Raw genomic sequence first — 11,470 nt, 5'->3', positions numbered from 1 at the left:
GGGGTCCCGGCCACCCCTGTCTCCTCCCCGTCACGGGAGAGCCCGGCCGCCGGCCGCCGTCCCCCGAGGGCGGCCGGCTGGGGAAGGTCCGTCAGCTGGTGGGCATCAGGACCGTGTCGATGATGTAGACGTTGGCGTTGGCGGTCTTCACGTTGCCGCAGACGACCTTCGCGGAGTCGTTGACCTTGTAGGACTCGCCCGAGCCGGAGGTCGTCAGCTTCGACTTCTCCAGGGTCGGGAAGGAGCCGTTCTCCAGGTCCTTCGGCGCGAGCTTCTGACCCACGACGTGGTACGTGAGGATCTTCGTCAGCGTGGCCTTGTCGGCGAGGACCTTGTCCAGGTCGGCCTTCGGGATCTTCGCGAAGGCGTCGTTGGTCGGGGCGAACACCGTGATGTCCTTGGCGTTGTTCAGGGTGTCGACCAGACCGGCCTTCTTCACGGCCGTCACCAGGGTGGACAGGGCCGGGTTGTTGGAGGCGGCCGTGGCGACCGGGTCCTGGGCCATGCCGTCGAACGAACCGGAACCGCTCTTCGGCACCGACGCACAGCCCGGGCCGAACGGCTCGTCCGTCGTCGCGGTGTCGCCCGAGCTGCCCATGCCGTCGTCGGACTCGGTGGCGGAGGCCGAAGCCTTGCTGGAGGAGTCCGACTTGGCGGAGTCGCTGCCGCTGTCGGAGCAGGCGCTGAGGGACAGCGGGAGAACGGTGGCCGCGGCCACGATCACGGCGATACGGCTGATGCGAGTGTTCATGGTGTTTCTCCTATGGGTTGACACAGCCGGGGCTGCGTTCATTCGGGGGTCGGACATGTGGCTCGGGGTGTATGGCTGGGGGGAGTTGGTCCGTGCTGTCACTCGACGGTGACCACGACCGAGTGCCGGCCGCTCGCGCCGTCGGGGACGGTTCTGGTGCGCTTCTCGGTCTGCACCTCGCCGGTGCGGTCCGTGGCGCGCACGGTGAGGGTGTGACCGCCCTTGGTGGCCCGCCAGTCGTAGGACCACTGGCGCCAGGTGTCGCGGGAGTCCTCGGCGGCGAGCCGGGCCTCCTGCCAGGGGCCGTCGTCGACCTGCACCTCGACCTTGTCGATACCGCGGTGCTGGGCCCAGGCGACCCCCGCGACCATGACCGAACCGGCCTTGGGGCGGGCGAACGGCTTGGGCGTGTCGATCCGGGACTGGGTCTTGATGGGTGCCTGCCGCGCCCAGTCCCGCTTGACCCAGTAGGCGTCGTAGTCGTCGAACGAGGTGAGTTCGATGTCCTTGATCCACTTGCAGGCCGAGACGTAACCGAACAGGCCGGGCACCAGCATCCGGACCGGGAAGCCGTGGGCGAAGGGGAGCGGTTCCCCGTTCATCCCGACCGCGAGGAGTGCGTCACGGCCGTCCATGACGTCCTCGACGGGGCTGCCGATCGTCATGCCGTCGACGGAACGGGCCACCAACTGGTCGGCACGGCCGCCCTTGGAGGGCGGTTTCACCCCGAACTCGGCCAGCAGGTCGGCGAGCCGTACGCCGATCCAGCGGGCGTTGCCCACGTACGGGCCGCCGACCTCGTTCGACACGCAGGTGAGCGTGATGTCGCGCTCGATCAGTTCGCGCCGCAGCAGGTCGTCGAAGGTCAGGGTGACCGGTCGGGTGACCCCCTTGCCGTGGATCCGCAGCTCCCAGGTGGTCGCGTCCACCTTGGGCACCACGAGAGCGGTGTCCACGCGGTAGAAGTCCTTGTTCGGGGTGGTGAAGGGACTCACGTCACGGATCCGCAGCTGGGCTCCCCGCGGGATCGCGTCCGCGCGGGAGGCCGGGGCGGGCAGGACGACGTCCGCCCGTGAGGCCGCCGCCTCGCGGCTCTTCGAGCCGCTCAGGACGCGGCCCAGCAGGCCGGTCCCTGCGGACGCCGCGGCTGCGGCGGTCGCCAGGACCACGAAGCCGCGGCGGTCCCAGCCGGCGCCGCGGGACGAGTCGTCCCCCGCCGAACCGGCGTCCTTCGGCGCCTCGCTCCGGATCAGGAGCCTGCCGATCAGGAAGTACAGCAGCGCCGCGGCGACCACCGCGCCCACCACGGAGGGCAACGCGTCGGTGAGTCCGGTCGAGTCGGGGCGGCTGAGCGCCGCCGCAGCCCCGACCACACCGAAGACCAGCACGCCCGCGGCCCCGGTTCGCCGGTACCGCAGAGCGAACACGCCCAGTGCGATCGCGAACAGCACCAGTGCGGCAAGAATCCCGAGCTGCAGGACCAGTTTGTCGTTGGTGCCGAAATTGCGGATCGCCCAGTCCTTCACGGGCGTCGGAGTGCGGTCGATGGCCGCACCCCCGACCGCGATGACGGGACCGGATTGCGGACGCACCCCCGCGGCCACGAGTTCGGCGACGGCGAGCGCGGCGAAACCGGCGAGCAGGCCGCTGAGCGCACCGAGCGCCGGCCGCACCAGGCTGCGGGTAATTCGCGTTTGCTTCTTGTCGTCCGTCACGTGGGGAATCCGGTCCTGATTGCTGCGCGGATTGGTCGATCACCCGATCCGGCGCACTTCTTTTTCAGACCAATCCGCGGGCTCCCCGGCTACGGATTAAGCAATTTCAGGTCTACGGATTTGCGTTGTTGTATAACCGGATCATGATCTGTCACGTAGTGCCGCTCGGTGAGTGGAGCGCCCGCCCCGAGGCCCCGTACGCGCCCGCCTCCCTCGCGCGGGACGGTTTCATCCACTGCGCTCCCGACGAGGAGACCGCTCTGGCCGTCGTGAACGCCTTCTACCGGTCCTCGCCCAGGCCGCTGCTCGCGCTGGTCCTCGACGAGGCCCGGCTCACCGCGCGGCTGGAGTTCGAAGCGGCGGACCCCACCCCGCCGCCCGGAGTCGGCGCGGACGTCCTGTTCCCCCATCTGTTCGGGCCCCTGAACCGGGACGCCGTCGAGCGCGTCCTGGAGATCCGGTGGGACGACGACGGCCGGGCGGCGGGCCTTCAGCCCTGGGAGCCGCGCGAGCGCTCGTAGTGCCGCCGCACCCGCTCACGGTTTCCGCAGTCGCCGGTCCGGCACCACTGCCGGGTGTGGCTGCGGCTGCGGTCGAGGAAGAACCATCCGCAGCCCGGCCCCTGGCAGCGCCGGAGCCGGACCAGGGATCCGGACAGCAGCTCCGCCGCCTCCAGTGCCAGTAGCCGTACGGCGTCCATGGGCGCCGTGACGTCCAGTGCGGGCCGCAGGGGCAGGGCCGGTGTGAACTCCGCCCGCTGCCAGGCGTCCAGGAAGAAGCCGCGCAGCACGGCCAGGTCCTCGCGCCGGGGCGGGCGGCCGTCCACCGCGGAGTCGAGCAGGCGGTGCAGAGCCGTTCTCAACCGCCCGGCCGCCCGCAGCGCGTCCGCGGCGCAGTCCGGGTCGTGCGCGGCGACGGCCAGGAGCGCGTCGACCCGGTCGGCGGACAGCAGACCGCTCGTGCCCGCCCAGGTGAGCAGCGTCGCGGGATCGGACACGCGGTCGGCCGTACGCCGTTCGTCGAGCCGCCACGCGATCGTGTTGGCGAAGTCCAGCACCACGTGACCGCCGATCAGAGCCGACGCGGTCGTTTCCATGCCCGGCATTCTAATACCCATAGGCGCTGATGACTGTTAGCCTCGATATATGGACCGGATACCTCCGCAAGCCAAGGGCTCCACACCGCCAACGGCGACGGCGTCGGCCCAGGGGGCGGTCGGCGACTCCCGCCGGCAGGGCTTCGTCGCGGGCGTCAAGGTCGGTACGGGCCTGGCCGCGGCGGCCTTCGTCCTGGCCGTCACCTTCGGGGCGTTCGCCCGCTCGGAGGGCTGGGGAGTCCTCGCCCCCATCGTCTGCTCCCTCGTCGTGTTCTCCGGGTCCGCGCAGTTCGCCCTCGCCACCGCTCTGGCGGGCGGCGGGGGAGTGCCGACGGCCGTCGCGGCGGCCGCGCTGATCAACGGCCGCTTCATCCCGATGGGCGTGGCCGTGGCCAAGGACCTGCGCGGTGGCCGCATCCGCCGGGCGCTGGAGGGGCAGGCCGTGGTGGACGGCTCCTGGGTGGCCGCCCATCTGGGCGGTGGACGCTTCGACCGCTGGAAACTGTTCGGCGCCACCGCCGTGCAGTGGCCCGCGTGGGTGGCGGGAACCGCCCTGGGTGTCCTCGTGGCCCCGCCGGAGAGCCTGGTGGAGTCACTCGGCCTCGATCTCGTCTTCCCGGCCTTCTTCCTGCTGCTCCTGCTGGACGAACTGCGGGGGTCGCGGGCGGCACGGGCAGCGGCGGCGCTGGGCGCGTGTCTCGCCGCCGCGCTGGTCCTGTGGGTACCGGCCGGCCTCGCGCTGCTGGGGGCGAGCGCGGCGGCCCTGCTCGGTCTGCGCAAAGGACTCGTACCACGCGACACGCACGACGCGCGCGAGGCGAAGGAGGCGAGCGGATCGTGAACCAGTGGCACCTGTGGTCGGCCATCGTCTGCGTCGCGCTGATCAGTTTCGCGTTCAAGGCGAGCGGGCCCGCGGTCCTCGGGGACCGGCAGCTGCCCGCGGCGGCGCGCGGTGTCATCGCGCTGCTCGCACCGGTGCTGCTCGCCGGGCTCCTCGTCGTCGACGTGGCGGGCCCGGGGTGGACGGGGCTGGACGGGCCCCTGCTGATCGGGCTCGCCACGGTGGCGGTCGTCCGGCTGTCGCGGGCGCCCTTGCTGCTCGCGATCCTCGCCGGGACGGTCGTCACGGCGCTCATCAGGCTGGCCTGGGGCTGAAGCCGACGCGGGGCCGACCGGCCGCCTCCGATCGGCACGGCGGCACCGGCGCTACCGTCGACCCCGACCCCGACCCCGACCGCGGCACCCGCCCCGCATCGACATCCACCGACACCTACTGACACCCATCTGTATCGATCGACATCACGGAGTCGCCGGCATGTCCGAACCGATCACCCCGCTCTCGCTCGGCACCTGGCCCACCCCGGTCGAGCCCATGCCCCGGCTGGCCGCAGCGCTGGGTCTCGGGCGGGACGACCTGCTCATCAAGAGGGACGACCTCACGGGACTCGGTGGCGGCGGCAACAAGATCCGCAAGCTGGAGTGGACGGTCGCCGAAGCGCTCGCGAACGGCGCCGACACGCTCGTCACCACCGGCGCTCCCCAGAGCAACCACGCACGGCTCACCGCCGCTGCCGCCGCCCGCCTCGGTCTGCGCGCCGTGCTGGTGTTCCCGGGCGAACAGGGAGCGGCCCGGTCCGGCAACCTCGTACTCGACGCGTTCCTCGGTGCCGAGACCGTCTTCAGCGGGGTGACGGGACAGGAGGCGCTGGCGGACGCCGCCGCCCGAGTGTACGACCGGTTGCGTACGGAGGGGGCACGTCCGGCGCTGCTCCCGTTCGGCGGTTCAAGCGTGCTCTCCGCCCGCGGTTATGTGCGCTGCGGCGAGGAGTTGACGGCCCAGGTGCCCGGTCTGCGGACCGCCGTCGTCGCCCTGGGGTCCGGGGCGACCATGGCCGGGCTCGTCGCGGGCCTGGGTGCGCGGCGCACGCTCGGCGTCGACGTGGGGGCGGTGGACGACGCCCGCCGACGGGTCGAGTCGTACGCCGTCCCGCATGCCCCGGACGTCCGCGCCGACGATCTGCGCATCGACCGCGGTCACATCGGCGCCGGCTACGCGAGCCTCGGCAGGAGCGTCGAGGAGGCGATGACACTGAGCGCCCGGCTGGAAGGCGTCGTGCTCGACCCGACGTACACCGGACGCGCGATGGCCGGGCTCATCGCGGCGGCCCGGCGCGGCGAGATCGCCCCGGGGGACAGGACCGTCTTCATCCACACCGGCGGGCTCCCCGGGCTGTTCGGGCACACGGAGGCGCTGGCGTTCGCCGACGACATGCACCGGACCGGCTGATTACGGGGTGGCTTGTCCCAAGTCGTGTTTCGTTCGGTGGATTGTGTCTACCGGTACTACATGGTCCAGTCGATGCGAGAGACAGAACGAAAATACGAGGTCCCTTCACCCGCGGACACCTCCTGGCTGCCCGAGTTGGAGCGCGTGGACGGTGTGGCGGCCGTCGTCGACCGCGGCCCCGAGGAACTGGACGCGGTCTACTACGACACCGACGATCTCCGTCTGTCCGGCTCCTCGGCCGTGCTGCGCCGCAGGACCGGTGGCTCCGACGCCGGGTGGCATCTCAAGTTGCCGCTGTCGGGCGACAGTCGGGAGGAGATCAGCGCGTCCCTCACCGACACCGTCCCGGACGCCCTGCTCGATCTGACCAGGTCCCGCACCCGCGGCGCGCGGCTGACCCCGGTGGTCCGTATCCGCTCAACACGCTTGGTACGCCACCTCGTTGACGCCGACGGCACGACGCGTGCCGAGCTGTGCGTCGACTCGGTCCGCGCGCAGTCCCTGCGCGCCGACGGCCGGCATGCCGCGTGGAACGAGCTGGAGGTCGAACTGGCCGAGGACGCGGACCCCGCCCTCCTCGACGCCGTGGAGAAGAAGCTGCGCAAGAAGGGGATCGCCCGGGCGCACTCCCCGTCCAAGCTGGTCCGGGCCCTCGACGAGACCGTGACCGCCACGGCCGACGCACCCACCGGGTCCGCCGGCGCGGACAACGGCCGGGCGGGCGCCCAGGTCCTCGCGTACGTGCGGGAGCAAGTCCGCGCCCTGACCGCCCTGGACCCGGCGGTACGACGCGACCGGCCCGACTCGGTGCACAAGATGCGGGTCGCCTGCCGCCGGCTGCGCAGCTGTCTGCGGTCGTACCGGTCCGTACTCGACCGTGATGTCACCGACGCGATCCGCGGCGAGCTGAAGTGGCTGGCCGGCGAGCTGGGCGCCGAACGCGACCAGGAAGTACTGATGGCGCGGCTCAGTGGGGAGATCGGGGCCCTGCCGGAGGAACTGGTCCTCGGTCCCGTCGGCGCACGGCTGCGGGTGTGGAACGTCGTCGACAGTACGGAGTCCCATCTGCGCACCCTCGACGCGCTGGGCTCGCGCCGCTATCTCGACCTGCTCGACTCCCTCGCCGGCCTGCTGGAACACCCGCCGCTGCGGGCCAGGGCCGCGAAGGACGCCGAGAAGGTCATGTCCAAGGCCGTCCTCAAGGAGTACGGGCGACTGGCCGGACGCATGACCGACGCCCTGGAACTGTCGCCCGGCCCCGAACGCGATGTGGCCCTGCACGAGGCGCGCAAGGCGGCGAAGAAGGTCCGCTACGCGAGCGAGGTGGCCCGTCCGGCCCTCGGGAAGCCGGCCAAGCGCCTGGGCAAGCGGGTCAAGGCGGTGCAGAAGGTGCTCGGCGACCACCAGGACAGCGTGGTGGCCCGGGACGTCCTCAGGGACCTCGCCGTCGCCGCCCAGACCGCGGGCGAGGCCGGCTTCACCTGGGGCCTGCTGTACGGCACCGAGCAGGCCCGCGCGGAGAACAGGGAACGGGAACTGCCCTCCGTGTGGGAACTGGCCTCGGATCCCGGCCCGCGCGAGAAGCTCGGCCGCTAGGAGCCCCTGACAGCGGAAACCCCGACAACCCGCACCGCGCCGCTATGAGACGGCGCCGCTACAAGACCACGCCGCCACGAGGCCACGCCGCTAGGAGCCCGCGCCCCCGGAGTCCGCGGAGGTGCCGGAATCCTCGGACAGCAGGGCGTCCAGGTCCGCCGCGAACAGGCCCGGGTCGAACCCCAGGTCCTCGGCGTCGGGAGTCGGCTCCGCCCGGCCGTCCGGACCGAGCAGCCCCTGCTCGGTCCAGATGCATTTGCCCGTCCGCGTGTACCGCACCCCCCAGCGCTCGGAGAGCGCCGTGACCAGCTGCAGTCCGCGCCCTCCCTCGTCGCTCTCGGACGCGCGGCGGATACGCGGCATCGTCAGGCTGCCGTCGAAGACCTCGCAGATCAGCTCGGCACCGTACAACAGCCGTAGCCGCACAGGCCCCTTGGCGTGGCGTACGACATTGCCCACCAGCTCGCTGACGAGCAGTTCCGTGGTCGGTACGAGCTCGTCCAGGCCCCAGTCGGCCAGTTGCCCCCGGACATGGCGCCGGGCCTGGCCCGCCGCCTTCGGGTCCTTGGGGAGCGGCCAGGCCGCCATCCTGTCCTCGGGGAGCGCGTGCAGCCGGGCGACGAGGAACGCCGCGTCGTCGGCCGCCTGCTGGTCGGCCGGCAGCAGACCGGCCGTCAGGGTGTCGCAGAGACGCTCCAGGTCCGCGTCGGTGCCGTCCTCGTGCGTGGTGTGCAGGAGCCGCGCCAGGTCGGCCATGCCCGCGTCGATGTCCCGCTTCGCCGACTCGACCAGCCCGTCGGTGTAGAGCACGAGCAGACTGCCCTCGGGCACGGTGATCTCGACCGTCTCGAACGGCGGTTTCGCCGCGCCGAGCGGCGGATCGGCGGCCGGCTGCGGGAAGTGGACGCTGCCGTCGGGGTGGACCAGGGCCGGCGGCGGATGGCCCGCGCGGGCGATGGAACAGGTCCGGGTCGTGGAGTCGTAGAGCGCGTACAGACAGGTGGCGTACGACTCCTCGTTCATGCCGCCGACGATGTCGTTCAGGTGGCTCATGATCTCGTCGGGGGGCAGTTCGAGGTCGGCCAGGGTGTGCACGGCGGTGCGCAGCCGGCCCATGGTGGCGGCCTCGGGCAGGCCGTGGCCCATGACGTCGCCGACGACGAGGGCGACCTGCCCGCCGGAGAGCGGGATGATGTCGTACCAGTCGCCGCCCACGTCCATGCCCTGGCCCGCGGGGAGATAGCGGGCGGCGGCCGTGCACGCGGCCAGTTCGGGCAGCCCCTGGGGGAGCAGGCTGCGCTGGAGTTCGCGGGACCGGGCGTGTTCGGCGTCGTACAGCCGGGCCCGTTCCAGGGCCTGCGCGACGAGGGCGCTGATCGTCGTCAGCAGGGTGCGTTCCTCGTCGGTGAGCAGGCGCGGCCGGTCGAAGGAGACGATGCATACGCCGAACGTGTGCCCGGACGCGGCCAGCGGCAGGAACGCCCAGGCCTGTTTGCCGGCCCGGGCGGGCATGTCGACGCGGGTCGGCGAGTGCGCGGCGAACTCCTCCGGGGAGGACAGGAACAGTGGTGTGCCGGACATGATCGGCTCCCATGCCGGGTCGCCCGGACCCCGGGGGCGGCTTTCGAGCAGGGCCAGGAACTCGTCCGGGTAGCCGACGGAACCGACGTGGTGGAGCCGGTCGCCCTCGACGACCTGCATCAGCAGCCCGGTGGCGGCGAACGGCGGCAGCACACGCCGGGCGACCGCCTCCACCACGTCCTGGGTGGTCGTCGCCTTCGCGAGATCCGTGGTCAGCTCGGCGATCCGGGCCGCCCGCTCGGCCGTGGCCAACTCGGCCGAGCGGCGTTCCTCGGCCTGGCGCCGTTTGTCGGTCACGTCGGTGAAGTAGAGGGTGCGGCCGTCGGGTCCCGGCACCAGCCGCAGGTGGTAGAGGGTCCCGGAGCCGGGTGTGCGGACGTCGAAGCCGACGGGCGTCTCCTGGGCCGCGGCCTCCCGGCAGCGCGCCTCAAGACCGGGGATCCGTCGCGCGGAGGGGAGGTCCCACAGGACGCGCCCGAACAACTCCTCCTCGGAGAAGCCCAGGGTGCGTTCGGCCTCCAGGTTGGCGAAGGTGATCCGCCACCGCTCGTCCACGGACAGGAAGCCGTCGCTCATATGGCGCAGGGCGCGGCTGAGGGCGTCACGGGCGCTGCGGGACTCGTCGCTCTCCCAGCCGACGCCGATCATCCGCAGGGCGTCGCCCCCGTCGTCGTACGTGGCCCGGCCGCGGGCCCGGGTCCAGCCGTACGAGCCGTCCAGCCGACGCACCCGGTACTCGGCCTCGAACACGGTGTGGTCGCGGATCGCCCGCTGCGCCGCCGCGAGTGTGGGGGGCAGGTCGTCGGGGTGCACGATCCGCATCCAGTTCTCGATCCGCCCGGTGAAGTCGGCGGGCCTGGTGCCGTACAGCTCCAGGGCCGCCTCGTCCCAGATCAGCTCACCGGTACGGATGTCCCAGTCCCACGAACCGACGCTGACCTCCTTGAGCGCCTGCCGCAGACGTTCACCGTGCAGTTCGGTGTGGACGGGCCCGGACGGCACCGGCGCCTGGAGGATGCGCTCCTCGGCCCAGCCGACGACGGCCCGCAGGAAGTCCCACTGCTCGGGGGCGGGTTCCCCCTGGTCGCCCGTCAGCAGGGTGAGCGCGCCGATGCGGCGGTGCTCACTGGACACGGGCAGGGCCGCGAGGCCCGACCCGGTCCGGAAGATCTCGCCGGAGCCGAGGGGGACCCACACGCCGTTGCCCCGGTGGAGTGCCAGGGCCGGGGCGGACGGCCCCTCCTGGTCGACGATCTCCCATGAACGGGTGAGGGCGGACGGCAGGCCGGCCGCCGACACGAGTCTCAGGGCGGACATGGGCCCGCGCAGGTGGATCGCTCCACCCAGCGCGCCCAGCTCTCCCATCGCGTGCTGAAGCGCCAGCCGGAAGACCTCGCTTTCCGTGGCACCGGGGGCCACCGTGCGGAGAAGATCCAGCCGTGCGTTCATATTGCGAACCTTAACGCTCCGACCTCGGTCGAAACCTTGCTTCGCAGGACCCTTACGCTCGGTTTCCGCTGCTCGGTCCACGAGCTCGGCGCCGCCCGCCAGGGTCGCCGAGGCACCCTCGCAGAAGAGCGCGCCGGGATCCGCCTCACGGCAACTCCGTAACCGGTGTCCCGGGCTCTCGGCGGAGGGGGAATACATCCACCGGGGGCCCGGTTATACCGCACGTGAATGACATGGCCCCATCAATTGAGGTGGGTGTCCGGGGTGTGAAAGGAGGCGTTCATGGCTGCCAGAGGTACGCGTCCGGTGGTGACCTTGAAGTCCACGGCCGGAACCGGTGCGACCTATGTGACGCGGAAGAGCCGGCTGAACGACCCCGACCGACTGGTCCTGCGCAAGTACGACCGGGTGGCGGGGGAGCACGTCCTCTTCCGCGAGGAGCGATGAACCAGGCCGTTGCCTCTCGGCGTACGGCTGCAAGGAAGGAAACCCCATGAAGCTCGGTATTCATCCCGTGTCCCGCCCGGTCGTCTTCCGTGACCGAGCCTCGGACGCCACGTTCCTCACCCGTTCGACCGCGCCCTCGACGGCGACGATCGAGTGGGAGGACGGCACCACCTATCCGCTGATCGACGTGGAGGTCTCGTCGGCCAGCCACCCCTTCTACACGGGAACTGCGCGGGTCCTCGACAGCGCGGGCCGGGTGGAGCGGTTCGAACGGCGATACGGCCGTACGGCGTCGGCGAACTGACGTGTGGACGACCCGATGAGGCGACGAGGCGACGAGCCTATGGGCTTCGTGGGTCGATGACGGCCGGCCGGAGTCCTGGCGGGAGGAGAACACGGTCATGAAGGTGCGCAAGTCGTTGCGTTCGCTGAAGTCCAAGCCCGGAGCGCAGGTGGTGCGCCGACGGGGTGTGGTCTTCGTGATCAACAAGAAGGATCCGCGTTTCAAGGCCCGTCAGGGCTGACGCGGTGCGGTACGAGGACAGGGC

Annotated in this window: 12 protein-coding genes; 8 read left to right on the top strand and 4 right to left on the bottom strand. The window is 71.6% G+C overall.

Annotated features, from left to right (window positions below; genetic code table 11):
• Positions 1 to 91: 91 nt before the first annotated feature.
• Positions 92 to 751, bottom strand: coding sequence for a fasciclin domain-containing protein (locus ACFWGJ_RS34975; protein ID WP_387332642.1), 660 nt, complete (start codon positions 749 to 751; stop codon positions 92 to 94).
• Between the two features lie 98 nt (positions 752 to 849).
• The gene (locus ACFWGJ_RS34970; protein WP_387332640.1) at positions 850 to 2,466 is read right to left on the bottom strand and encodes a sulfite oxidase; all 1,617 of its coding nucleotides are present in this window, start codon (positions 2,464 to 2,466) and stop codon (positions 850 to 852) included.
• A gap of 143 nt (positions 2,467 to 2,609) precedes the next feature.
• On the opposite strand from ACFWGJ_RS34970, the gene ACFWGJ_RS34965 reads away from it, so the two are divergent.
• Positions 2,610 to 2,987: a DUF952 domain-containing protein gene (locus tag ACFWGJ_RS34965; protein WP_387332639.1), complete on the top strand. Its 378-nt coding sequence runs from the start codon at positions 2,610 to 2,612 to the stop codon at positions 2,985 to 2,987.
• Here ACFWGJ_RS34965 and ACFWGJ_RS34960 read toward each other — a convergent pair.
• Entirely contained in the window at positions 2,957 to 3,562 is a 606-nt protein-coding gene (locus ACFWGJ_RS34960) for a CGNR zinc finger domain-containing protein (protein ID WP_387332637.1), read from the bottom strand. The two genes, ACFWGJ_RS34965 and ACFWGJ_RS34960, sit on opposite strands and share 31 nt — an antisense overlap.
• A 49-nt stretch (positions 3,563 to 3,611) precedes the next feature.
• Here ACFWGJ_RS34960 and ACFWGJ_RS34955 point away from each other — a divergent pair, with 49 nt between their 5' ends.
• The 4 genes from ACFWGJ_RS34955 (at position 3,612) to ACFWGJ_RS34940 (ending at position 7,445) form a co-directional block, all read left to right on the top strand.
• Entirely contained in the window at positions 3,612 to 4,403 is a 792-nt protein-coding gene (locus ACFWGJ_RS34955; protein ID WP_387332636.1) for an AzlC family ABC transporter permease, read from the top strand.
• Complete coding sequence (locus ACFWGJ_RS34950) at positions 4,400 to 4,717, top strand: AzlD domain-containing protein (protein ID WP_387332634.1); 318 nt, start codon at positions 4,400 to 4,402, stop codon at positions 4,715 to 4,717. Before ACFWGJ_RS34955 ends, ACFWGJ_RS34950 begins: the two co-directional genes overlap by 4 nt.
• Before the next feature lie 160 nt (positions 4,718 to 4,877).
• Entirely contained in the window at positions 4,878 to 5,849 is a 972-nt protein-coding gene (locus tag ACFWGJ_RS34945; RefSeq protein ID WP_387332632.1) for a pyridoxal-phosphate dependent enzyme, read from the top strand.
• 60 nt (positions 5,850 to 5,909) lie between these two features.
• Complete coding sequence (locus ACFWGJ_RS34940) at positions 5,910 to 7,445, top strand: CHAD domain-containing protein (RefSeq protein WP_387332630.1); 1,536 nt, start codon at positions 5,910 to 5,912, stop codon at positions 7,443 to 7,445.
• Positions 7,446 to 7,535: 90 nt separating this feature from the next.
• On the opposite strand, the gene ACFWGJ_RS34935 is transcribed toward ACFWGJ_RS34940, so the two are convergent.
• Positions 7,536 to 10,475 (bottom strand): SpoIIE family protein phosphatase, encoded by a 2,940-nt coding sequence (locus ACFWGJ_RS34935; protein WP_387332628.1) that lies wholly within the window; start codon positions 10,473 to 10,475, stop codon positions 7,536 to 7,538.
• A 282-nt stretch (positions 10,476 to 10,757) separates the two neighbouring features.
• Between ACFWGJ_RS34935 and rpmG the strand changes: the two genes are divergently transcribed.
• The 3 genes from rpmG (at position 10,758) to ykgO (ending at position 11,446) form a co-directional block, all read left to right on the top strand.
• A complete protein-coding gene (gene rpmG, locus ACFWGJ_RS34930) occupies positions 10,758 to 10,922 on the top strand; it encodes a 50S ribosomal protein L33 (protein WP_107014951.1) in 165 nt (54 codons plus the stop codon).
• Positions 10,923 to 10,968: 46 nt separating this feature from the next.
• On the top strand, positions 10,969 to 11,226 hold the full coding sequence (locus ACFWGJ_RS34925; protein WP_387332626.1) for a type B 50S ribosomal protein L31: 258 nt from the start codon (positions 10,969 to 10,971) through the stop codon (positions 11,224 to 11,226).
• Positions 11,227 to 11,323: 97 nt separating this feature from the next.
• Positions 11,324 to 11,446, top strand: a complete 123-nt coding sequence (gene ykgO, locus ACFWGJ_RS34920; protein WP_266451931.1) for a type B 50S ribosomal protein L36 — start codon at positions 11,324 to 11,326, stop codon at positions 11,444 to 11,446.
• The last annotated feature ends 24 nt before the right edge of the window (positions 11,447 to 11,470 follow it).

The sequence above is a fragment of the Streptomyces sp. NPDC060205 genome (assembly GCF_042728395.1).
In the GTDB taxonomy this organism is placed as follows: Bacteria; Actinomycetota; Actinomycetes; order Streptomycetales; family Streptomycetaceae; genus Streptomyces.
Note: the sequence above shows the minus strand (reverse complement) of the source record. Positions and strands in the feature narration are given on the sequence as shown.